Source organism: Niabella insulisoli (assembly GCF_039652435.2).
GTDB lineage: Bacteria > Bacteroidota > Bacteroidia > Chitinophagales > Chitinophagaceae > Niabella > Niabella insulamsoli.
In genome coordinates, this window is sequence record NZ_CP190246.1 from 2,163,351 (window position 1) to 2,187,913 (window position 24,563).

A 24,563-nucleotide genomic window follows, 5' to 3' on the forward strand; every position below is an offset into this window, starting at 1 on the left:
ATCTTAATGTGGCTTGCTGGTCATGGTAAGTTCGAGTACGCCACCCTTCATAATATCAAAGTAATCGATGCTTGTTTTATGATATGGCTTTCCATTGAGCAGGATCTGATCGATATAAATGTGGGCTGCATCATTATTTCGGGCCATAATGGAAAAATGCCTGCCATTGGGTAGCCTTATTTTAACTTTAGTGAATAACGGACTGGTAAGCTCGAGTTGCGTGCTTCCAGGGCATAAAGGATGGAAGCCGATAGACGCCAGAACATACCAGGCGCTCATTTGTCCCACATCTTCGTTGCCGACCAAGCCTTCCACTGTGTTATGATAGGCGCTATCACAAATAATTCTTGTCCATTTTTGAGTCAGCCAGGGCGCCCCTAATTTGTTAAAAAGAAAAGGAACATGGTGCACAGGTTCGTTCGCATGGTTGTAATAGCTGTTCCACATAAAATTCTTTGGCGTCTTTTCAAAAAAAGATTCCAAATCAGCAAGCACTTTCTTTTTGTCGCCCATTAAGTGCACCATTCCCCCGACGTCATGCGGCACAAACCATCCCTGCTGGTAGGGGTTGGTTTCAAAAGTCCCATACCAATCGGTAAGGCGTCCTTTTTCAGGCCACGGCTCCCAACTTCCATCTGCCTTTCGCGGGCGGAACCATTGGTGGGTAGTATCCCAAATATTTTTATAAGCTTTGGAGCGCCGCTCATACTTTTTTGCATCCTCATTTTTACCCAAAGCCTTGGTAAGCTGCGAAAGACACCAATCCGCATAAGCATATTCCAGGGTTTTGGCGATACTCCCCGGATCGTAACCCCGCGCTCCGTTACCAAATTTTTCGTTTGTGTTAACGGCGTAGCGGTACGCTTTTGCAACGTCATAATTTCTAATTCCCTTTGCATAAGCATCGGCCAAAACCACCACAGCCGGGTTGCCGAGCATACATCCGCTGTACGCATTTAACAACTCCCACCGCTCGAGATAAGCGCTATCCGTTTCGTCGGCCAGCGTTACCAGCGAATTAATCATATCGTTGACAAGGGAAGGATTAATGATCGTTTGTAGCGGAAACTGGCTGCGGAAAACATCCCATCCGCTGAAAATAGTGCGCTTGCGAAAAGACGTGGCCCGATGGATTTGATGGTCGCCACCGCGGTAATTTCCATCCACGTCGGAAACAATACGCGGGTCTATCATCGTGTGGTAAAGCGACGTGTAGAAAACATGCTTTTGTTCTTCGGTCGCGCCCTCAATTTCAATCACACTCAGCGCCTGGTTCCAAGCAGCGACCGCCTTTTTATGAATTTTATCAAAATCCCAGCCGGGAATTTCGGTTTCTAAATTATGTTTGGCTCCTGCTATGTTTACCAAAGAAATGCCTGCCTTCATCAATACTTCCTCATCCGCATGCGTTTCAAACTCGGTAAAAAAGCCGATATGTTTTCCCACCATTTCGCTGACACCGCGGGTAACTGCTGCGTGAGCAATACGCCGTTGATAATAGGCGCTTTCGATCGCTTCCCTTTTGCGGTTGGCCGTATCAGGAATAGCAGCGCTCCATACACCAGTCTTTCGAAGCGGCTTGCTAAACTGGCAATAAAAATAGAGTGTATAATTGGCTTTCCCATCCCCATTTCCCCAGCCTCCGCCCTCCGGCGTGCATTCCATCCAGCCTGCAATCGTATGATTGTCGACAATTTTTACCTGCTGCCGGGTAGAAGTGCCACCTACCCTTCTGGCCAGGTCAATTTGAATGCGTGACGTTTGATGGGCGGGAAATGTGAATCGCAGCATCCCGCTGTGGGCAGCCGCAGTGGCTTCCGCTTTGATTTGGTTGTCGGTTAAAAAAACGCTGTAATAACCGGCCGAGGCCTGTTCAGACGATTTTCTATAAGCAGATCGATAACCTTTTTTTTCCGGATCATCCGGTTGGCCGGCAGCCGTTTTAAGCGCGCCGGCAGAAGGCATTACCAAAAAATTACCCAGGTCGCCAAACCAACCCACACCGCTCATTTGTGTAAACGCAAAGCCTTCAATGCTCGTGTGTTCATAACTATAGCCGGATCCGTTGTCGCCGCCGGTAATGGTATTCGGGCTAACCTGTACCATTCCATAGGGTGTGGTGGCGCCGGGAAAAGTTTTCCCCAAACCATGATAAATTCCAGCCTTGCCCGCACTTGTGCTCGCTCCAACAAACGGGTTGACATACGCCGCAGGTCCGGAAGGCTGCGCCCACACGGTATTCATAATAGCGCTTAACAAAATAAAAAGACCTAGTCTTGCGGAAACTTTTGACTTAAGTTCCGCAGTGCAAGAAGCGTTTAGGTATTTTCGGGCAAAGGGCATTCAATAAATGATGAGTATGTGTTTTTACAATGGCCGGATCAAAAACCTGTGTTTTTTGGGTTGATTCATTTCGTAGATCTGGTCGACTAGAAGCTGCATCTGTTTCGTCCATGTGGCCCTTACCTCTGGGTAACGCGCTTTTAAATAGTTCTCAAAATTTCCCATTACAAAGGGATTGTCTGAATGTGCATAAATGGTGTCGAGTGCGGCAAAATTATCTTTCATCAACAATCCCTTGTCGCTTAAAAAGTCATATTCCATCCAGGCGTAATCTCTTAGCCGGCGCTCTATCTGCCATCTTTCTTCATTTAGCTTTTTAATGACCATCGCCTGCTCATATTGTGGCGTCCGGCGTTCGAGTGCCAGGTTAATACCTTTCTCCAATTCCTGCCCGCTCCACACTCCTATTTGCTGCCCGTCTATCTCCACAGCATAGTCTGTGTTCTTCAACCCTTTTACATGCAGCATTTCCTGATTCAGGTCTTCACTAAAAGGAACCAGTTGCAGCGCATCACTTTCCCTTCGTTTCATAGCGTTCCATTCGCCTGTGGGCATTGTATCTACCGGGAAAGGCAACGTTTTTGCCAGATAGTCGAAACGCAGGCCATCAGCTGTGGCTGCCACATTATTGATGGTACAATTTTTTGTCGCTTCCGCTTTACTCCCGTTAACATTTAAAATCATTGAAACCGTCCGCGCATCTTTCAGCCCCTGTGCCTTCAAAAATAAATAGGCCATTACCAAATGCCCGTCCACTCCGGGATGAATGCGATCATTGCCGATCAAAGTATAAGCAGTATCTTTCGCCTGCTCTCTTAGGTTGATAGCAGTCATAGGACGTGTAAAGTCAACAAAACTCCAACCGCTTTTTCGGGCGATATCTTCCTGGAAAGTTGCTATGGCGAGCAGCGCCTTGCTTTTTCCGGGAAAAAGATTGTCTTTACCAAACTTACTGGTTTCGTCGTAGGGCGAACCCGCGATGATGATCTTTTTGCTATCCGGATGTTTTCTGAACGAAGCATTAATTTTCAGATAGGCAGCGTAAGCATCTTCCAGCCGCTTTTTTGATTTTTCGTCGCCATCGGAATGAAGGAACTCAAAATATCCTGTATCGTTCATACCAAAAGTGAGCGCAATAACGCTGGGCTTTTTAGCGTAAACATCAGTATCAAGACGTTTGAGCATTTGCGCAGCCACTTCGCCTCCGATCCCTGCGTTCATAATTTCAATGCGGCGGTCGGGAAAATGCGTCATATAATATAACCAGATGTACTGATGATACCGGCCTCCGTGCGTAATACTGTTGCCGACAAAAGCAACCCGATCGCCCTGAACAAATACCGGCACCGTTTGAGCACTGAGGGAACCGGCCAGGCAAATAAAAATTATAGTGCAAAACGTTTTCATCAATTTCATCAAAATACCTGGTTGTTTAGTAATCTGGCATTCATTAATGAATGCTGACTAACGTAATTTTTCTATAAAGGTTCTGTAGTAAACGTAGCCGCAGGCAGGCCCGCACCATTAAATAATGTTCCAACGGAAGTGTTATAATACGCGTACCGCGCTGCTTCAGGTTGGGAAATTGTTTTGTTGGACAGGATTATCCGGTTTCCTTCTATTACTGCTGTTGCAGGTTTCCATTCGCCATCTTTACCTTTCAATTCAAAGCCTTCAAGCGGTGCGCTTTTAGAGTTAAGCCCTCCTTCCGTATGGTCAAAGGATATAATGAGTTGGTTATTTTTTATCTCCATGCGCAGATACAAAGGCCCGGAAGGCACAACGTCTTTGACCTGATAGGTTTGATGAAGCGCCCACAAAGCAAGCCTTCTACCCACTTCCTGTTTATTAGCCGGGTGAATATTCTTAGGGTTCCCGATATCAAGCGTCACCGCCATTCCCGTTTGCGGACTGCTGGTTAGCGTGCGCCGTTGCGCATCGCGAAGCGCTGCTGACAGGGTGGCTTCGCCTCCATAATTAAATGGCGCAATCTGCACAAAATAAAATGGAAATTTATCATTCCATCGCTGGCGCCAGTCATTAATCATCAGCGGAAATAGTTGGGTATATTGTTTTGCCCTGCCCACATTGGACTCGCCCTGGTACCATATTGCCCCCCGAATAGCAAAAGGAATCAGTGGCGCTATCATTCCGTTATATAAAACAGAAGGCTGATTGGGCCAGTTGTTCAGGGTCTGTTGGGGCTTAACAGCTGCTATTTTATATAACCACGTCCCGTCGAGCCCGATAGCGTCTGCCATCCTCTCTGCGGGGTAGATTTTCAATTTCTCTTTGCTTCCATAGAGGCCGCCGTTGCCGCCATCGTCGATCACACACACTGTGATGGTATTTGCTCCGGCCTTTACTAAAGCAGCCGGAATCGTATAATGTCGTTCTTTTCCCCATGAAAAGTTGCCTGTGGTGCTGTCCACCAACTTGCCATTTACAAAAGTAATATCCCTGTCATCGATGGGGCCGAGATCCAACTTAAGATCCTTTCCGACCCAATTTTGCGGAATGTCAACGGTTTTTTTAAACCAGACTACAGCGTCCAGGTTGGGCAACCCCGCGTCTTCCCAAAAAGTTGGCACTTGCATTGGCTTCCATTCGCCCTCATCCTCTGTTACAACATTGGTTTGGCGCAGATCAGCCAGCGCCTTTTGCCAGGAAAGGCTTCCGATACTGTCTTTGGTTTTGATAGCAGCAAGATTGGCATTGACAGAATCTATAGTTTGCAACGCCTGGTTAAAATCGCCCATTGTTTTCAACGCCTGCTTACTTGCCCATGCTTCCGCAACGGTACCTCCCCAACTGGTATGAATCAATGCAATGGGTACTTTGAGCTTTCTATACAACTCTCGCGCAAAAAAATAAGCTGTCGCGCTGAAAGACCGTACCGAAACCGGATTGCAGGAGGACCAGGACCCAACTACATCTTCAAGCGGCTCGTAGGCAATTTGCTTCTGCACCGTAAAAAAACGGATCGATGGAAAATTTGCCTGCGCGATTTCTGAGGCGGCATTCTGAATAGGGTCATTGGCCCATCCTTCGACAGGCATCTCCATATTGGACTGTCCGGAACAAATCCACACTTCACCAATAAGAACGCCTTTCAGTGTTTTCGTTTCTCTGCCGCGAATCACCACCTCGTAAGGGCCGCCTGCAGCCGGTGTAGAAAGTTTTACCATCCATTTTCCGTTGGCATCGGCCGTGGCTGATACCTTCTTCGAGGACCAGCTCCCCGCAACTTCTATTTTTTCCTGTGGTGACGCCCAACCCCAAACAGGAGCAGCTGAACGCTGTTGCAATACCATGCTATCGCTGAACAATGCCGGCAGTCTAAGCTGGGCCATACTGGCAGAAAACAGCGACATCACAAAAAGAAAGAAGATAATTTTTTTCATAATTGTATTGAAGGTTGTTGTAAACAATTGGCCTTTGTAAACGCGAACCACCATATAGTAGACACGCGAAACTTTAGTCACCACCATTTGCATTACTGTGTTGTTAAAAATTAAAAACAAATAGAGGTAAACGCGACGTCATCGTACTTAATTATGGCTTTGCTTAAAAAGGTCGTTATTTCAAAAGTACTTAGATGAACCCAAAATTCGCCATTACCCTTAGCATTCTTTTCTTCTGTTTCACGAGCAAAGCAAACATCAGGCTGCCGGTTATCTTTCAAAGCGATATGGTTCTGCAGCGTGATAAGCCCTGCCCTGTTTGGGGTTATGCGGCCAATGGCGAAGAAATAACGATCCGGTTTAAAAACAAAAATTACGAAACGAAAACAGTAAATGGCCGCTGGAAAATTCTGTTGCCCGCACAACCAGCCGGTGGGCCTTTCGACATCCTTATTAACGGGCACAACTCGATCAGGCTGGAAAATGTTTTATTCGGAGATGTGTGGATTTGCAGCGGCCAAAGCAACATGCAGTTTTCGGTGAAAGAATCAAAGCCGCAGCCCGACAGTTCGGTATTCAACAATCAGCAAATCAGACTATTCAATGTTGATATCGGCGCCGATTTCGTGCCAAGGGATGATTTAAAAGGCGGCGAATGGAAGATAGCCACCACAAAAGATGTTCGCAACTTTAGCGCCGTTGGCTTTTATTTTGGCGACTATCTTCAGTCACAATTGCATGTTCCGATCGGTTTGATCGCCAGCCACCTGGGCGCCACGTCGATCGAAGAATGGATGAGCAACGAATCGATCCGGCAGTTTCCCCAGTTTTCAAATTTCTATGATCGTTATATAAAGCCATCCAAATACATGAAGCAGTTAGAAAGCGAGTTTGAAGCGATGAAGCCCGAATGGATGGAAAAATACTATCTGCTCAACGATCCCGGATTGGAAGAAAAGTGGTTTTCGCCAGAGCATATTGCTGAAGGTTGGAAACCGATGCATCAACCCTCCCATTGGGAAGACAACGAACTCCGGGATTATGACGGATCGGTATGGTTCCGGAAGCGTTTTGATTCCCTGCCGAAAAATCTCATGGGCCAGGCTACCGTTAGCCTTGGCCAGGTTGATGATTATAACATTTGTTGGGTTAACGGCCATAAGGTCGGTGAAGGATATGGCAATATGAACATGTACTCCTACACCGTTCCCGACAGTGTGCTAAAAGAAAAGGACAACCTGGTGGTGGTACGGGTCTTCGATGCGGGCGGCAAGGGAGGTATGTATAATATGTTTTGGAGCCCCTATTTTGCCGGCGAGTGGGCGTACAAAAAAGGCGTTCGCATTAATCCTGCTACATTTAAAAAACCTTTGGTACCCAACGCCTATATTTTTGGCACCCCCACCATTTTATATAATGCTAACATCGCGCCCCTGGCAGCTTTGAGTATCAAAGGATTTGCCTGGTATCAAGGGGAAGCCAACGTTGGCCGCGCTGCTGAATATAAAACGCTACTACCCGCAATGATCAATGGTTGGCGCGAAGCCTTCCGCCAGGGTGACCTGCCGTTTCTTATTGTACAACTTCCCAATTATGGACCGCCTTCATCGAAACCAGAGGAGAATGAATGGGCGGAACTCCGGGAAGCCCAATGCAACGCATTGCAGCTGCCCCATACGGCACTGGCCGTTACCATTGATTTGGGTGCGTCTGACAATCTTCATCCACTCAACAAGCTTTCGGTGGGTCAGCGGCTGGCGCAAACGGCTCTTTCTACGGCATATAAATCTGATCAATTTGAAGTAAGCCCGCGCTTTAAAAGTATGAAACGCGAGGGCGACAGCGTTATTATTACGTTTGACCAGGACCTGAAAATCAACAATGGCAAAGCGCTGTTAACCGGTTTTGCGGTTGCCGGCAGCGACCATTTTTTTCATTGGGCAGTAGCGCATCTGCACGGCAATCGATCGGTGGTATTACGTTGTCGCAAAGTGCCTGATCCAAGAGATGTAAGATATCTTTGGAGCGGCCAACCGCCAGGCGTTTCACTTTACAATGCTGCGGGCATGCCCGCAACGCCCTTCAGAACTGATGATTTGGAAGGTTTAACGCATGGAAAAACCTACCACTTTGAAGAATAGCTTTTCCATTATCAATCTCTACAAAATTGGAAATAAACACAGCACACCGATGAAATTAAAAGAGTTGTATGGCTGTACATCTGTTTGCTATCCGCATGTTTTTTAAAACCAACCATCAATCATGAAGGGATACAGAAAAAGGAGCGGCATCGGCGCTGGTTCCCCTTTTTTTGTTGGGTTGGCTATCCATTTCCAGTTCCAACACACCGCCTTTCACTATATCATGATAACTGATCCAGTTTTTATGATAAACACTGCCGTTAAGCTTTACCGAACGCACATACACATTCGAGTCACTATTATTTTTAGCCCTGATTTCAAACTGCTTTCCGTTCTCGAAGGTTATCGTTATCTTTTGAAAAGCCGGACTGCCAATCACATATTGGTCGGTACCCGGGCATACCGCATAAAGCCCTAAAGCGCTTAGCACATACCACGAAGAGGTTTCTCCCTGATCTTCATCGCCGGGAAAACCGCTGGGCCCGGCGTTATAAATTTTTTTCATGATGGTTCTCAACTGTCTTTGCGATTTCCAGGGCTGGCCAGAATAATTGTATAAATAGGCCGCATGTTGAACAGGTTCATTGCCGTGGGCATACTGTCCCAACCCCTGCAACACCATCTCCCGCATTTCATGAATTTCCTGTTTATAAGAACCGAACTTCACGGTATTGGGCGCTGTAAACAAACTATCGAGTTTTGCGTTGAACCGGTCTTTCCCTCCCATCAGTTTCATCAATCCGTGAATGTCGTGAAAGACCGACCAGCTCCATTGCCAGGGATTACCTTCAGTGAAAGGATCGCCCCACTCCACGGGATCAAAATCTTCCGGAACCCAGTTGCCTTCTTTGTCGCGCCCGCGTACAAAACCAACTGTTGTATCGAAAACATTTTTATAATTATAGATTTGACGTTTGAAAATCTGCTCATAAAATTTATGGCCAGTGACTTTTGCAAGTTGATACGCGCACCAGTCGTCATAGGCATACTCCAGCGATTTGGCGCCGCTTTCAGATACTTCTTTGTAGGGAATATAACCGAGGCTAAACCAGTATTGGTGGCCTTCCCGCCCGTTAGAACCACCCCAGGGCCCTTTATTTGTAGCTTCATGCAGATAAGCCTTCAACACTTTTTCCGGATCAAAGGTCCTGATGCCTTTCATCCACGCGTCGGTTAATAATGAAATGGCGTGATTACCAATCATGACGCCCGACATGCCGGGATTGGACCATGTGGGAAAGAAGCCGGCCTGCCGTTGCGCATCCAGCAGCGATTGCATATATCGGCCCTGCATGGTTGGATGTAGTAAATTGCTCAGCGGAAACTGTGCGCGGAACGTATCCCAGAATCCGTTGTCGGTGTACATATACCCATCATAAATTTTGCCATCATAGGGGCTGAAATAATAGGGATCTCCGTTAGCTTTTATATCGTAAAATTTGTGGCTGAACAGGTTTGCCCTGAACAGGCAGGAGTAAAAAGTTGCCTTATCGCCTTCCGACCCGCCTTCGACTTTCACCCGCGACAAAAGCCCGTTCCATACCGCATTGGCAGCATCGCGTGTTGCTTCAAAAGTTTTATAACCGCCCAACTCGGTTTGTAAATTGCGCAGGGCTTGCTCAGGGCTGATATAAGAAGATGCTATCTTTGCCTGAACGCGCGCACCTTTTTTAAACTGAATAAACGCCCCACATTTTTCACCTTTTTGAAAAGACCTATCAACAAACAGGGAATCACCGGCAGCGCTCCATGTACCAAACTTTACAAAAGGCTGATCGAACTGGATGATAAAATGATTTTTAAATTCCTTGGGTATAAAAATTCCGTTCGTTACATATCCAACAAGCATCCGCTTTTTAGGTATAATTTCGACTTCGCAAAATTTGGTATATCCATCAAAAATGATAAAAGATTCATCTTTAGGAAAATCGAACCGCATATGTGCGGCGCGTTCGGTGGGCGAAATTTCCGTCGTGACGCCATTATCAAATTTCACCTTATAATAGGATGGTTTTGCAATCTCGTTGTCGTGAGAGAAAGCGGCTTGACGTGCTTCTTCTTTTACTTTTAGCGAACCGCTCACGGGCATCAGCGAAAACACGCCGTAATCGCCCATCCAGGGGCTACACTGGTGCACCTGCTGAAAGCCGCGTATGGTTTTGGCGTCGTAGGTGTATTTCCACCCATCGCCATTTTTACCGGTTTGCGGCGACCACGAATGAACCGGAAAAGGCAACGCTATTGTCGGGTAAACATTACCGTAGGACAGGCCCCAGTTGGAGTTTGTGCCCTGTAAGGTATTGACATAGTTTACTAAAGGCTGCTGGGCTCCTGCGACGCCAAATGTAAGCGCTAACAGAAGGCAGGATATCGACTGGATAAGATTACGCATAAATCAATTAGTTGAAAAATCTGAAATACGGGGATTACTTTTTAAAACCTTCAAAGCTTTACTGATATGTTTTTCAACTGTGCTCACCGATATACCCATAAAGCCGGAAATATCTTTGTAGGAAAGTTGCTCGGTGCGGCTTAATAAAAACGCAGTTTTACATTTATCAGGAAGCGCATCAATGGAACACTGAATGCTGTAGTTCAGGTCTTTTACTTCAAAATCATAACAATTGTTTTCCGAAATCGTCGAAGCATGTCGGGTATTCATTTCTTTTTGATAGGAAGTCCGCACACCGGACGACCTAAATTCGTTAAGGATCCGGAATTTGATGGCTTTGGAAAGATAGCTTCTTAAAGACACCTGGATGTCGATCTGATAGCGGCGATTATAAAGGTTAAGGAAAAGTTCCTGCACGATATCCTCCGCCAGTTGAGGAGAATCCAGCATTTTTTCGGCCTTATCTTTCAGCATCATCCGGTACCGTTCGTAGATTTCGTTGAACGCTCGCTTATCATCATTTTTAACCATCAGAAAAAGTTCCTCGTCGGGCAGCTGGTTGTAGCCATTGTCGTTTTTTATCATAGCAATCGATTTTATGGAGCAAAAAATATCGTTAACTCGTTTTGCAATTACAATGTTCCCCATCCTGAAGAAAAACAAGCGTCTTTTTTGTTTCATTAATCTCCCGAATTGTTCTATTTTTTTGTTTTTATGAGGTAGCGTTGGGCAATGCGTGATTTATTATGTATTTTGTCTGCTACATCAACCGGATATGTTCGCAAGGTTTTTTGCATGTTGGGCCCTTTCGTTTTGCTTAATGCAACACGCGTTTTCACAGTCTTATTACTTCACCCATCACCAGGTAGAAGATGGATTGTCTAATAACGCTGTATTGTGTATGATGCAGGATAAGCTGGGCTTCATGTGGTTTGGCACCAGGGATGGATTGAACAGGTTCGACGGCCTTTCTTATAAAATTTTCCGCAATAACCCCATGGATTCGACTTCGATTGGCAACAATGCCATACTCTCTCTCGCCGAGGATACGAACCAGCAGATATGGGTGGGGACGGAAAAAGGGCTTTATGTTTTTGACGAAATGACTGAAGAATTCAGTCCTATCAAAACAGCGGGTAGCAGCGCGATCCAATCGGTAAAAATAAGCGGCGGGCTGGTGTTTTTTATAAACATGTATGTCGTGTATAGTTACAACCCGCAAACAAAACAATTGACCTCCTATAATTTCCCTAATGAAGTAACATCTTTTTCAGTCAGCGACGAGGGAGGTTTGTGGGTGGCCACGGCCAACGGTTGGGTAGCGCGATATAACAAAACAAAAAAGTTGTTTGACCAGCCGTTTGATGTCTTCAGCAGTTCCAAGCCTGTCGTTTCAAGATCCATACAGTCCCTTTGTGATATCGGATCAGGCCGTTTCCTTGTGGGTACATCCAATGAAGGACTGAAATTACTCGATACCCAAAAGAGATCTTACGAAAACCTGATTACGCATAATACAGATCAAACCGACATCACGGTGATGGATATTTTGCAAACAGATACGGATCTGTACTGGGTGGCGAGCCAGTCAGGAATTTACATCATTAATATTGCTACGAAGGAATATCATCATGTTCAAAAAAAATATGAAGACCCTTATTCGCTCTCAGACAATATTGTGCAGTCTCTTTTCCGGGACGAGCAGGGTGGCGTTTGGGCCAGCACTTATTTTGGAGGCGTTAACTATTTTTCCCTGCAGCAGATGGCGTTTAAAAAATACTTTCCAAAAGCAACCGGCACATCGATCAGCGGCTACGCCGTCGGCGAGATAAGGCAGGACAAGTACGATAAATTATGGATTGCGACAGAGAATGCGGGGCTGAACAAACTGGATCTTTCCACCGGCGCTTTCACTAATTTTAATCCAACCGATAAAAAAGAAACGATTTCCTATTTCAACGTTCAAAGCCTTTTGGTGCATGCCGATTCTTTATGGGCTGGCACTTTTTTGCACGGGTTGGATTTATTGGATCTCAATGGCCGGCGTATTCGTAATTATAATACCCTCGACCATTCAATCGGCAGTAATTATATTGACGCATTAATTTATACGCGTTCGCGCCGCGTGATGGCTGCGACAGACAAAGGTGCATTTTTATATGACGCTGCCAAAGATGTATTCGAGCCGGTTACAGCACTGCCCAGGGCTTTTTTCCGCGCCCTGCGGCAGGATCATAAAGGCTATATCTGGTGCGGCACTTACGGCAGTGGTTTCTATAAATACGACGCCGAAAAAAATACAGCAAAACAGTATTTTTTTGCAATTAACGGCAACCGAAGTATTGCCTGCAATATCATCAATTATATCCACTGCTCGGGCGATTTGGTTTGGTTTGCAACGGAAGGCGGACTTTGTCGGTTTAATACCCGCACCAGCAAAGTAACTATTTTCACGACTAAAGACGATCTGCCGGCGAACGTCATTTATACCATCCTGGAAGATGAACAACAAAACTTGTGGTTGAGCACTTCCAAAGGCCTGGTCCGATTCTCGCCGGGAAGCAATACTGTTAAAGTGTATACGCGATCAAAAGGGTTGTTGACAGACCAGTTTAACTACCGCTCCGCTTTTAAAGATAAGGTAGGCCGTATGTATTTTGGAAGTGTAAAAGGATTGGTGAGCTTTCATCCGGACTCGATACCGGTTGCAGATTATTCAGCCCCGGTGTATATTACAGGCTTTCAGATTTATAACAAGGAAATTACAATCAACAAAAAAAACTCGCCTCTGTCTGCCTCTATCCTTTACACAAAGGCATTGACGCTCCCTTACGACCAGTCCACTTTTAGTATCGATTTTGCAGCGTTAGACTACAATGCGCCCTCAAGCATTCGCTATGCCTACAAGATGGAAGGGCTAGACAACATCTGGAATTACCTGCCCAGTAACCGCAAGGCTTATTTCACAGAACTGCCACCAGGTAAATACACTTTTGTTGTAAAAGCGCTGACCGATCCGGACGTGTCGGCCGAAAAGTTTGCCCGGCTTCATATCGAAATTTTGCCTCCGGTATGGGCTACCTGGCAGGCTTATTTCATGTATGTACTTTTGATTGCTTCCATTGCATTCCTGGTGATACGGTTTTTCTACAACCGCTCTAAAGAAAGGAACAAACGCCGGCTTGAAAAAATGGCATTTGAAAAGGAAAAGGAACATTATGAGGATAAAATTGATTTCTTTACCAACGTGGCTCATGAAATAAAAACGCCGCTCACGCTTATTAAAGGGCCAATGGAAAATATCATGGATGAGGTCGACGGCTCCTCACCGATATCTAAAAACCTTGATCTGATGAGCCGCAACGCCGACCGGCTCATGTTGCTGGCAAATCAAATTCTCGATTTCAGAAAGATAGAAATGAACGGCTTTCATCTAACCTTTGAACGGCTGGATATTTCTGAATTACTACGGGATATCAGTGCGCGGTTTATACCCGTAGCGGCTAATCATCAACTACGCTATGAGATAGATGTTCCGGAAAACATAACGGCGCTGGCCGATGAGGAAGCGCTCAATAAAATTTTTAATAACCTGATCGATAACGCGATAAAATACGCACATGCGTTTGTGAGCATACGCCTGAGCAAGGTCGATCAATTGCCGCAATATGAGATCCGTTTCATCAACGATGGCTTTGTTATTCCACCGGAAGACAGGGAAAAAATCTTCGAAAGCTTTTACAGGATTAAAGACACTGCTGGCCAGGCCGGCACGGGCATTGGACTGGTATTGAGCCGCGCGCTGGCCGAAATGCATAGCGGAAGCCTTATCGTTGATGAATCACAGCAGGATAAAAATGTTTTTGTGTTGCGGCTTCCATTCTCACCTAAAACTGAAACAACATGAAACCCGTAGTATTATTGGTTGAAGACAACAGGGAAATCCTCGATTTCATAGAAACCAATTTATGCGATACCTACACCGTGAAAAAGACAGTTAATGGTAGCGCCGCCCTCAAGCTGCTTCGCGAAGAAGTTATTGATTTGATTGTTAGCGATGTGATGATGCCGGTGATGGACGGATTTGAACTTTGTAAAATCATTAAATCAGATGTTGAACTCAGCCACTTGCCCTGCATTCTGCTGACAGCAAAAAATACATTGAAAGCCAGACTACAGGGACTGGAATTGGGCGCTGATGTATATATAGAAAAACCTTTTTCGCCCAAACATCTTAAAATGCAAATCGCAAGCCTGCTGGCCAATCGAAATAATATTAAAAACTATTTTGTCAACTCGCCGGTCGCGCAGCTCAAATCGATCGCACATACCAAAGCGGATGAAAAATTCCTGGAGACCGTGAATACTGTTATCGAGGAGCATTTACAAGACCAGCAGTTAGACGTTGACCGGCTGGCGAAGTATTTGAATATGAGCCGCACCACCTTTTACCGAAAAATAAATTCCATTTCAGATCTTACACCCAATGATCTTATTAATTTAACAAGATTAAAAAAGGCCGCCAAGCTAATGGGTGACGGCCATAATATCAATGAAGTTTCTGAAATTGTGGGTTACAATTCGCCCAAAATATTCAGTAGAAACTTTGAAAAACAATTTGGTATGGTACCCTCTGCTTTTATAGGAAAACACTTAAAGAAATGATGTTGTTCCATCGATTTTCGGCTACTTAAACTCATAAAATTTCACCCAGTCAATTTCCATTTCCACCGGCAATTGTGAAGGATCAACCGCGCCCACCCAGCTGCCGCCCAATTGCATATCAAGCAGCAGGTAATGCGGCCCGTCAGAAAAAGGGAATTGCTCTTTCTTGTCGGTTTCAATGCGCGGATAGGCAAAATTACGTTGCCCATTTACAAAGAACACCACGCTGTCACGATGCTTTTCGACAGCATATGTATTAAACGCCGCGGGATTGATCTTCGCAGTCGCCGACTGTTTTGGGTTGTCTTTTATATGCAGATCAATGGTATAAGAGGAATGAACCGTTTGGTAAACATAATCATCATGGCTCAAACGCTCCATAATATCAATTTCGCCGCCTCCCGGATATTTTCTTCCCTGGCCCAATAGCCAGAATGCCGGCCAGGCGCCGGTTGCGCCATTCAGCTTAGCGCGTATTTCAAGACGGCCAAAGCCAAAAGTGACTTTATCTTTTGTATAAACGCCACCGGTGAGATACCTGGCGGTATCATCAACAAGATTTTCGTTACGAATTCCTTTTAATATCAACTTACCATCCCGCATGGCGTAACACCCATCGTAATCACTCATGTTTCTATGCCAGTCCGACCGCCCTCTCGGAATTTTAGACCATCGTGTCGTATCAAAATGATCGCGCTGATCGAAGTGTTCTTCCCAGGTTGCAGCAGGCTGGCGCAACACTTTGGATGATGCGCAGGAAGCTGCAAACGCCATAACAAATAGAATAATTGGAATTTTCATAATCAGTAATGGTGTTGAAAATTAAACATTTTACCGCCTTGCAATAACGGCTATTGATTTAATAAATGCTTGTACGCTTCCACCATTTGGCGGGCAGATTTTTTTTCAAGCTGATCAATGTTAAAAGTGGCCAATGCCGCCCGAAGGGCTTTTAGCTTTTCGGTTTGCTGATTCGTCTTGTACGTTTCCAGCAGGATATTTATTTTTTCAAAATCCTGAATCCCTTCGATAAGCTTTTCGAAACGAATGGATGATAAGGGGCCCGGATACACCTGGTACGTGTCGCCAGCGGGCCATGCGGTAAACCGGCTGTCTTTGAGCGGCGCTTTGGGCCAGCTGTTGTAAGCCCAGCGGAGAAAGCCGTCCATGCCGGTTGCCGCGGTGTACCAACCAGCCCACACCGACTCATCGGGTGGCGAAAAACTAAACATATTCGGATACTTCTCAGTGCAGCAAACATACCAGGTACTGGCTTTGCCGGCCCGCTGCCGGTCGTTTAAGGTCGTGTCGGGAAACTTCCATTTGGAAGCAATGCAATAATCATCAATAGCTTTTTCGATTTCCGGATGCCAGGCGCCGGCCAGGGAAATCTTCCAATTGCGATCAACCGACTTCAATAAAGCAATAACGGATTGCATCGCTTTCATCGGACGTTCATCCATAGCAATGGTTGTGATTTCAAACCAGCCTTTTTCTTTTAAATGCGCGGTAAAGTCTACCAGCATTGTTTTCCAAAATGTATCATACGCCGCGGTTCCGATAGCGCCGGTGAAAACGGTATCCCTCTTTAACTGTTCATCATAATATTCAAAAGCAATTTTCCAGGGCACCATGCTGTAACAATTGATCTGGCTTTTGATACCACAATCCATTACAAAAGCAATATAGCGGTCAAACAGGCTGTAATCAAAAGACCAGGATCCATCTGTTTTTTTCGTCCAGCGGATCAGGCTGGGATAATCATCATAGGTTTGATGCCCCCAGGGTTCATCCACGATACTGGCGGTAATGATTTTCTGTCCTGCGTTTGCCAGCATGGTATAATACGATCTCATTTTTTCAAAATGCGCATCACTCCAAAGCGCCAATTGGTGCACCCGGGCGATCGCTGCCGGATGTTGCCAATAATCTAATTTGAATTTCCACCCGGAAGGATCGGGCAAATTGCGATCAAGTACTTGTAAACGAATAGGAAGCCTATATGCCTTATCGGCGTTGACCGCAACCGAACCTGTATAAATGCCGGCTTTGATATCTTTGGGAATATCAATGGATATCCAAACAGGCTGTGTATTATTTTTTTCAACAGCGATCGATGAAAGGTTTGTATTAATAATATCCGCCACCAGGGAAGAATCAAAATTTTCCGGTTTGCGGTATCCACAACCGTTTCTAAATTCATCTGTTATTACATACTGCACAAATCCTACTGAAATATTTTCTTTTTTAATGATGTCGCCATTGTTGCTTTTCAGGTCGCCGGGCGTCACGATTAATTGTTGCAACGCTTTTTTGGAGGCGATGACAATTTGCGTATGCACCTTTTCATTTTTCCAGCCGCTTACCGCCCAATCAGCTTTTACCGGACCTGCAGGCGGAACGTCCAGCACATAGCGCATACTTCCAGCACCAAAGCCGGCGATTACTTCAGATGAAATATGAGCCCATTTTTCGGCGCGTTGCTTTGCATCCAACTTTGGCGTTTTCTGCAAAGCCAGACTTACATCCTGCGCCGGAACTTGCAGAGAAAAAAATAAGATACAAAATGCGGCTATCGAACGTATCATAATCTATGGATGGTTTAGAGAAAAAAAAGATCGCTGTTTGATCAAAAAAATGTCAATTGGCATCGTAATATAACCCGGCTTCGGCAATAGTAGGATTAAGTCTCGACGCTTCAATGTCAATTTTTATTTTGTTGGCTGTTATGGCAGGGAATTGGAGCAAACGCTTATAGCCGATCGTAGTTCCGGAAGTAAATTGTTTCCAGGCGCCTTTATCTTCATAATAAGCGGTAAACTTTTCTACTCTTTGTCCGACAGTAATCGCTTCCTGCAATGATAACACATTAAAACGAGCCTTATGTTTCAATTCGAATACAATCGTCGTGGCCGTATCCGCATCTTTTGTGGTTAGGTAAGAATTATAATTGCCGTCGAGCGCCTTTTTTAGCTTCAGGCCGTTACTGCATGTCACGCGCGCTTTCCTTAGAAAATTTTTCGAGAAAGTAAGCCTGCGCATGGCCGTCCATTGTTGCAAACTGCTGATATCCGCGTCGCTGATCAAGCCCCGCTTATCCGGCGGGATGTTGAGCAACAACACACTATTCATTCCCACTGAAGTGAAATAAATTTCGTTAAGTTTTTGGGGCGTTTTTACCTGCTTGTCCTGGCTTGCGTGATAAAACCAACCTGGGCGGATCGAAACATCTGTTTCTGCCGGGTACCACACCAGCGCCTTTGCATTGCGAATTTTGTCTCGGCTGCCAATGTCGCTGCCGCGCATATCTCCCTGTGGTTTAACCACCAGGTTTTTTTGTGATCCATCCGCGATAGCGCCCTGATCGAGATTGGCCGATGGCACCACGCTCCATTCCATGGCGCGGCCTCTTCCGGTTTCTGTTCCCACCCATCTTACATCCGGGCCCATAATAGCTATGACGGCCTGCGGCTGCAATTTCCTGATCAACGCATACCATTTTTCAAAATCATAGACCTGCTTTTTGCCATTGGGGCCTTCGCCATTGGCGCCGTCAAACCACACTTCATCCACCTTTCCATACCAGGTTAGCAGTTCTGTAAGCTGTTCCACAAAAAAATTGTTGTAGGCGTCCGATCCATACATCGGCGCGTTCATATCCCAGGGCGACAAGTAAACACCAAAACCCACATTCAGTTTTTTACATGCTCTCGAAACTTCTTTCACCACATCGCCGTTTCCGGCCAGCCAGGGGCTGCTTTTCACAGAATGAGCAGTGGTTTTAGTGGGCCACAGGCAAAACCCGTCGTGGTGTTTCGCTGTGATGATCACCTGTTTAAAACCCGCATCTTTCACCGATCGCACCCATTGCTCGGCGTTTAATGCGGTTGGATTAAATATTTGGGGATCTTCTTTTCCGGTGCCCCACTCCTTCCCTGTGAAGGTGTTGATTCCAAAATGAAAAAATGCGGTAAGTTCAAGCTGTTGCCAGCGCAGTTGACGATCGGTTGGGACTACGTTGGCTGCTTTTCGAATAATATCAGCTTCTGTGTCTGTGGACGCAATTTCGACATAATTGGCTTTTTGAGCAAGCAATTGGCCCGACAGGCAAATACCTAACAAACAATAAGTCAAAAATTTCATCTTCAATTTTTACATGATTAAAACCCGCCGTGGTGAAAGCAACTTGGCCGAAACAGCCGGATTATTCAATTAAGACAGCAAGCGTTTACTTCACACAAGGTATGTTCTTATTTTCTATTAAAGATGTGCAAACGGTTGTGCTGATTTGAACCGCTATGGCGACGCTTCAATTGTTCTGCAGGCGTTCACACTTTGATCTGCCATTTTTTTTATATTATAAATTTTGCTTTTTATTTTTATCGCTTGAAGTCGAACAATGATAATCAACCGGCTTTGCTTTTATCCCCGCTATCGATAACTATTTCGATGACTTTGGCTTAGCTATAAAATAAAAGATATGAAAAAAATATACAAAACAATGGTAGCGCTTACGATACCAATGTTCTTAAGCGCGCAACATAAAGCGTATGTGCCGGATCCCAACCCGGCCATTCAAAAACGGATCAGCGAATGGCAGGATCTTAAATTCGGGATGCTGATGCACTGGGGGCCCTATAGCCAGTGGGGCGTTGTTGAAAGCTGGAGCATCTGTCCGGAAGACCTCAATTTTACTGCCGGCGCGCGGCAGAAGAAATTTCCGGAGATGGACTATTTATCCTATCTCAATGCGTATGAAAAATTGCAGACCACTTTTAATCCGACAAATTTCAATCCTGACAAGTGGGCCGCGGCCGCCAAAGATGCAGGTATGAAATATTTGGTTTTCACCACAAAACATCATGATGGCTTTTGCATGTTCGATACCAAAACCACCGATTACAAAGTCACTGATGCGAAGACGCCCTTTGCAGCGCATTCAAAAAGCAATATCACGAAGGAAGTTTTTGATGCTTTTCGCAAACAAAATCTTTGGGTAGGCGCTTATTTTTCAAAACCCGATTGGCATAATAATAATTACTGGTGGGACCGTTTTCCACCGATTGATCGCAATCCCAATTATGATATTCAAAAGCATCCTGAAAAATGGCAGCATTTTGTCAAAGACACGCATGAGCAAATCGATGAACTAATGAGCAATTATGGCAAGGTCGACATTCTCTGGCTCGACGGCGGCTGGGTTAAAAAGAAATCGGAGGAAGAAGCAAGAGCTGACTTTATAAAGTACTACGATCAATATCATTTCGGCATCAACGCGCAAAACCAGGATATCGATATGCCAACGCTGGTGAAAAACGCCAGGACCAAGCAGCCGCAACTAATTGTTGTGGATCGCGATATTACCGGGCCTTATCAAAACTATCTGACACCCGAACAACATATTCCTGATGAAGGGCTGCCCTACCCCTGGGAAACCTGTATGACCATGAGCAGCAGTTGGAGTTATACGCCAAACGATGTGTATAAGCCAGCCAATGAAATTATTGAGAAACTTGTTGACATCGTAAGTAAGGGCGGTAATTATTTATTGAATGTAGGGCCCGGCCCGGATGGCACCCTCGCTGACACAGCCTATGCAAGATTAAAAGAGATCGGCCATTGGATTAAAATAAATGGTGAAGCTATCTACAGCACGCGGCCGTATAGCAGTTTCGGAGAAGGCGACCATATCCGGTTTGCGCAAACGAAAGACGGGGCATCGAAATTTATTTACCTGTTTGACAATCCTGCCATAGTAAAAATTCGGAAGATGGACATTCCAAAGGGAGCGACGCTGCGTCTTTTGGGAAGTTCCAAAAAATTAAAATGGCGTAAAAATGGAGCCATAACAGAAATCCAAGTTCCGTCGGATGCAAAAAATGCAAGCCAATATGTTTGGGTGATTAAGGTGGACAACACTCGATAAATTAAAATTATACCCGAAGTGATATAAAAATATTATATAAAGACAATTTATACCCGAAATGGTATTATAAAAGAAAAAAATAGTAAATTTATATCAGAAAAGGTATAAAATGAGCTCACTTAGAATTTTTGTCAAGCAAAAGCGAAAAGAACTAAAATTAACACAAGAAGATTTAGCCTTAAATGCCGGTGTTGGACTTCGTTTCGTACGCGACCTCGAGCAGGGAAAAAAAACGCTTCGTATAGATAAGGTAAATGATGTGCTGTCATTATTCGGCAAAGAAGTGGGTGTAATCGATAAAATTCGCGACTGATGGGAAGGCAGGCCAAAATATATTTTCAGGATCAGCTTGCTGGATATTTACTTGAGAGCGACGAAGGTTACCTGTTCAATTATGATCGCGCGTATCTTGCAGGCGACGACCCTAAGCCAATCAGTTTAACACTACCTGTTTCAGCACAAACTTATCAGAGTAACATACTCTTTTCTTTTTTTGATGGCTTAATTCCGGAAGGATGGCTCTTAGAAATGGGTGAAAAGCACTGGAAATTAAATCCGCGCGATCGCTTCGAATTGCTTATTAATTTATGCAGGGATGCGATTGGTGCTGTTTCCGTATATCCGGTGGAGGCGGAGGATCATGGCTAATTGTTTATTTTGCTATCAATCCGTTGAAAACGGCGAATTCCATTCCGCATGTTCAAAAAAAATTTTTGGAACACCTCAAGTCCCATTTTTGGAATTAGACAAAGTTAAACTAGACCGTTTGGCCCAAATTACAGTTAACAAACGGTTAGCGTTGACCGGCGTACAACCAAAAATATCGCTCAGTTTGAATAAGGAAAACGGAAACAATCGGTTAACCTTGGTTGGGCTATGGGGCGATTATATTTTAAAACCGCAAACGCCTGAGTTTCCTTTTATGCCAGAAGTAGAAGATCTGACGATGCATTTAGCCAGGTTGTTTAACATTGAAACGGTTACGCATTCGCTGATTCGAACTTCAATAGGAACATTGGCTTATATCACGAGGCGGTTTGACCGCAACGCCGGAACTAAAATCCATGTCGAGGATTTATGTCAGCTGTCGGGGCTATTAACTGAGCAGAAATATAAAAGTTCATACGAGCGAGCAGGAAAAATGATTGAAAATTATGCCACCAATTCTGGCTTAGACGTGATTAAATATTTCCGATTAGTTCTATTCAGCTTTTTAACAGGAAATAACGACATGCACCTAAAAAACTTCTCTTTAGTACATACACCCAAAGGGATTTTATTTTCGCCTGCTTACGATCTCTTAAATGTTAACCTGATTTATCCAACAGACAAAGAAGAAATGGCGTTGACGTTAAATGGGCGAAAAAAGAAAATAAAGCGTACCGACTTTGATATGCTCGCGACGAGCTTAGGCATCAGGAAGATTGTTCGGGAAAACATTTATAAAATTTTTTCAAAGCAATCTGAAAATATAAATGATTGGATCAACCGAAGTTTTATGAATGATAATTACAAAGAACAATATGCTAACATCGTCCGGCAAAAATTCGCACAATTGGGTTTGTAATTGCCGCCGGACATGAGAACTTTTTAAAAAAATATTGGGCTTTATTGCGTTTGGCGCATCTGAAAATAGCAACGGTTTGACAAGAATAAATATTCCATTTTTTGTGTCATCATCATAGCACCTTTCTTATCGGGCAAAAGTCGCCCGATAGGTTTTCGGGCAATGCTTGTAAAGCTTTTTAAACAAGCGCGAAAAATAGAATACGGTTTCAAAGCCGGTTTGGTAGGCAATATCGCTGATAGAAAGATTGGTCGCGCATAGCAGTTCAGCCGCGCGTTTCAACCGGATCTCCAGATGGTATTGATGAGGCGGCTGGCCCATCGCTTGTTTAAAATCCTTTCGAAATTTGGAATAGCTGACGGAAAGTTGTTTAGCCAGTGCAGGCATGCTGATCTTGTTTTCCAGGTTGTCGAGCAGCACAAACTTCGCTTTGGCAATATAATCAGGGTCTTTGCTACCAACATCTTTTCGAAGGGTTTTGCTGTTGTAAATTTGGGAAAGTATGGATAGAGCGATGCCGCTGAGCTCCAGATGATAGCCGGGCGTTCCATGCCTTATTTTTGTCAGCAACTGTAAGAACGACTGAAGCAGCTCTTCGTTAAAACCCATATCCACGACGGGTTCGTTGTGATCAAAAAAGCCAGACTCCAGCAATTGTTGTGGATAGTAGCCATTGAAGCCAATCCAATATTCTTCCCATCCCACTTTATAAGACGGTTTGTAACGATGCCAGGCTCCCGGAAACAGCAAAAAACAAGCGCCTTCGTTAATATCAAATTTTTTATTATGGGCCGTCTCAAACACGCCGCAGCCTTTTGAAATAAAGATGATATAATAGTCATCAAGAATACGCCCCCGGTTCCAGGAAAAACTATGCGTAGCAGGATGATCGCTGGCAACCGGGTAAGACTGGCACCCTTCTACCTTCGAGTATCCCGCAGTGGTAATATACAGTCCCCATTTTTCTTCCACTTCTGTCCTGCTCAAATATTTATGAAAGTTTTGCATTGGTATTTGGTAAGAAATATCAAAAAGTACAAATTAAAGAATATTTCGTGCAAAGGCAAATCCTTGTTCTGATACTATTTTCGGAGTAATAAACGATGCCGCCAGAATAGATACACATTCCGTTGAACTAATATTTTCTCAAACCAAATTCAAGCGTGATGCCGATAGACTGCCATTTTTTTTACATCACATCATAGCCAAACATCAAAATGATTTTTAGGGCTAGCAAAGCCAGACATACCTCTTTAAACCACAAAAACCACATGAACAAAGCATGAAAAATAAACTCACCGAAAGCGATGTGCTCAGCTACCAGCAAAACGGATTTCTTATTATTGAAGATTTCCTATCAGACAGCGAACTCGCCGATTGGCGCGTCGCTGTTACAGAAGCGATTGCAGCGCGTAATGGCATTAAAATTCCCGGACAAAATATTCTCGTGGGGATGGACGACGGCATCAATGAAGATGCAGAATATTTCTCAAAAGTTTTCGACCAGCTGATTAATTTGTGGCAGACAAATGAAAAGGTAAAAAAAATCATGCTCGATGAGCGTCTTGGAGCAATGGCGGCTACCCTGGCCGGTGCAGATGAGATACGCATCTGGCACGACCAGGCGTTGTTCAAAAAGCCCTGGGCCAATCCTACTTCCTGGCATCTCGATACCCCTTTTTGGTCCTTTTCCGAAAGAAATGCCTTATCCATTTGGGTAGCGCTCGACGACGCCACGGCCGAAAACGGATGTCTTTATTTTATCCCCGGTTCGCACAAGGAAACCACTTTTGAAAACAAGGGAATCGGGAAAAACATGGATGGTGTTTTCTCGATCTACCCACAGTTTGCCCACCAAAAACCGGTCGCTTCAAAAATAAAAGCCGGCAGTTGTTCATTCCACAACGGATTGACAATTCATGGCGCCGGCGCCAATATGACCAACGGCTATCGTCGGGCGATGACATGCGCCTACATGCCCGGAGGAAGCCGGTTTAATGGTCAGCAAAATGTTTTACCCGAAGCTTATTTTCAATCACTGAAGGTCGGCGATTTGCTCAACAATGATGAACAAAACCCACTCATCTATAAACGATAAACTGCGACGGGATGGGCATTTAAACTC

17 protein-coding genes are annotated in these 24,563 nt (G+C 44.8%); 8 read left to right on the forward strand and 9 right to left on the reverse strand.

All coding sequences use genetic code 11. The annotated features are described in order from the left end of the window. Nucleotides 1–3: 3 nt before the first annotated feature. The 3 genes from ABDK00_RS09095 to ABDK00_RS09105 all read right to left on the reverse strand — a co-directional run bounded on the left by ABDK00_RS09095 (nucleotide 4) and on the right by ABDK00_RS09105 (nucleotide 5,747). On the reverse strand, nucleotides 4–2,343 hold the full coding sequence (locus ABDK00_RS09095; RefSeq protein ID WP_346238357.1) for a GH92 family glycosyl hydrolase: 2,340 nt from the start codon (nucleotides 2,341–2,343) through the stop codon (nucleotides 4–6). Nucleotides 2,344–2,367: 24 nt separating this feature from the next. Beyond that, a complete protein-coding gene (locus tag ABDK00_RS09100; RefSeq protein WP_346238356.1) occupies nucleotides 2,368–3,759 on the reverse strand; it encodes an SGNH/GDSL hydrolase family protein in 1,392 nt (463 codons plus the stop codon). Between the two features lie 62 nt (nucleotides 3,760–3,821). Next, nucleotides 3,822–5,747, reverse strand: a complete 1,926-nt coding sequence (locus ABDK00_RS09105; RefSeq protein WP_346238355.1) for a sialate O-acetylesterase — start codon at nucleotides 5,745–5,747, stop codon at nucleotides 3,822–3,824. Between the two features lie 194 nt (nucleotides 5,748–5,941). Here ABDK00_RS09105 and ABDK00_RS09110 point away from each other — a divergent pair, with 194 nt between their 5' ends. Further along, on the forward strand, nucleotides 5,942–7,888 hold the full coding sequence (locus ABDK00_RS09110; RefSeq protein ID WP_346238354.1) for a sialate O-acetylesterase: 1,947 nt from the start codon (nucleotides 5,942–5,944) through the stop codon (nucleotides 7,886–7,888). A gap of 115 nt (nucleotides 7,889–8,003) precedes the next feature. Here ABDK00_RS09110 and ABDK00_RS09115 read toward each other — a convergent pair whose 3' ends face one another. Next, entirely contained in the window at nucleotides 8,004–10,280 is a 2,277-nt protein-coding gene (locus ABDK00_RS09115) for a GH92 family glycosyl hydrolase (protein WP_346238353.1), read from the reverse strand. Between the two features lie 3 nt (nucleotides 10,281–10,283). Then, nucleotides 10,284–10,865: an RNA polymerase sigma-70 factor gene (locus ABDK00_RS09120; RefSeq protein WP_346238352.1), complete on the reverse strand. Its 582-nt coding sequence runs from the start codon at nucleotides 10,863–10,865 to the stop codon at nucleotides 10,284–10,286. A 235-nt stretch (nucleotides 10,866–11,100) separates the two neighbouring features. Here ABDK00_RS09120 and ABDK00_RS09125 point away from each other — a divergent pair, with 235 nt between their 5' ends. Both ABDK00_RS09125 and ABDK00_RS09130 read left to right on the forward strand, forming a co-directional pair. Beyond that, the gene (locus tag ABDK00_RS09125) at nucleotides 11,101–14,187 is read left to right on the forward strand and encodes a ligand-binding sensor domain-containing protein (RefSeq protein WP_346238351.1); all 3,087 of its coding nucleotides are present in this window, start codon (nucleotides 11,101–11,103) and stop codon (nucleotides 14,185–14,187) included. Continuing rightward, nucleotides 14,184–14,945 (forward strand): response regulator transcription factor, encoded by a 762-nt coding sequence (locus ABDK00_RS09130; RefSeq protein ID WP_346238350.1) that lies wholly within the window; start codon nucleotides 14,184–14,186, stop codon nucleotides 14,943–14,945. The genes ABDK00_RS09125 and ABDK00_RS09130 overlap by 4 nt, the downstream gene beginning before the upstream one ends. Before the next feature lie 21 nt (nucleotides 14,946–14,966). Here ABDK00_RS09130 and ABDK00_RS09135 read toward each other — a convergent pair whose 3' ends face one another. The 3 genes from ABDK00_RS09135 to ABDK00_RS09145 are packed head-to-tail and all read right to left on the reverse strand — an operon-like array spanning nucleotide 14,967 to nucleotide 19,088. Continuing rightward, on the reverse strand, nucleotides 14,967–15,746 hold the full coding sequence (locus tag ABDK00_RS09135) for a glycoside hydrolase family 16 protein (protein WP_346238349.1): 780 nt from the start codon (nucleotides 15,744–15,746) through the stop codon (nucleotides 14,967–14,969). Between the two features lie 50 nt (nucleotides 15,747–15,796). Next, nucleotides 15,797–17,533, reverse strand: coding sequence for a DUF4091 domain-containing protein (locus ABDK00_RS09140; protein WP_346238348.1), 1,737 nt, complete (start codon nucleotides 17,531–17,533; stop codon nucleotides 15,797–15,799). A gap of 52 nt (nucleotides 17,534–17,585) precedes the next feature. After that, nucleotides 17,586–19,088, reverse strand: a complete 1,503-nt coding sequence (locus tag ABDK00_RS09145; protein ID WP_346238347.1) for an alpha-L-fucosidase — start codon at nucleotides 19,086–19,088, stop codon at nucleotides 17,586–17,588. A gap of 337 nt (nucleotides 19,089–19,425) precedes the next feature. Here ABDK00_RS09145 and ABDK00_RS09150 point away from each other — a divergent pair, with 337 nt between their 5' ends. The 4 genes from ABDK00_RS09150 to ABDK00_RS09165 all read left to right on the forward strand — a co-directional run bounded on the left by ABDK00_RS09150 (nucleotide 19,426) and on the right by ABDK00_RS09165 (nucleotide 22,438). After that, a complete protein-coding gene (locus ABDK00_RS09150) occupies nucleotides 19,426–20,871 on the forward strand; it encodes an alpha-L-fucosidase (RefSeq protein WP_346238346.1) in 1,446 nt (481 codons plus the stop codon). 109 nt (nucleotides 20,872–20,980) lie between these two features. Beyond that, nucleotides 20,981–21,184, forward strand: a complete 204-nt coding sequence (locus tag ABDK00_RS09155) for a helix-turn-helix transcriptional regulator (protein WP_346238345.1) — start codon at nucleotides 20,981–20,983, stop codon at nucleotides 21,182–21,184. Continuing rightward, on the forward strand, nucleotides 21,184–21,519 hold the full coding sequence (locus tag ABDK00_RS09160; RefSeq protein WP_346238344.1) for a HipA N-terminal domain-containing protein: 336 nt from the start codon (nucleotides 21,184–21,186) through the stop codon (nucleotides 21,517–21,519). The genes ABDK00_RS09155 and ABDK00_RS09160 overlap by 1 nt, the downstream gene beginning before the upstream one ends. Continuing rightward, a complete protein-coding gene (locus ABDK00_RS09165; RefSeq protein WP_428400318.1) occupies nucleotides 21,512–22,438 on the forward strand; it encodes a HipA domain-containing protein in 927 nt (308 codons plus the stop codon). The genes ABDK00_RS09160 and ABDK00_RS09165 overlap by 8 nt, the downstream gene beginning before the upstream one ends. Before the next feature lie 126 nt (nucleotides 22,439–22,564). Here the strand turns inward: ABDK00_RS09165 and ABDK00_RS09170 are convergent, their stop codons facing one another. Next, nucleotides 22,565–23,446, reverse strand: coding sequence for an AraC family transcriptional regulator (locus ABDK00_RS09170; RefSeq protein WP_346238342.1), 882 nt, complete (start codon nucleotides 23,444–23,446; stop codon nucleotides 22,565–22,567). 274 nt (nucleotides 23,447–23,720) lie between these two features. On the opposite strand from ABDK00_RS09170, the gene ABDK00_RS09175 reads away from it, so the two are divergent. Then, a complete protein-coding gene (locus ABDK00_RS09175) occupies nucleotides 23,721–24,536 on the forward strand; it encodes a phytanoyl-CoA dioxygenase family protein (RefSeq protein WP_346238341.1) in 816 nt (271 codons plus the stop codon). Nucleotides 24,537–24,563: the final 27 nt, after the last annotated feature.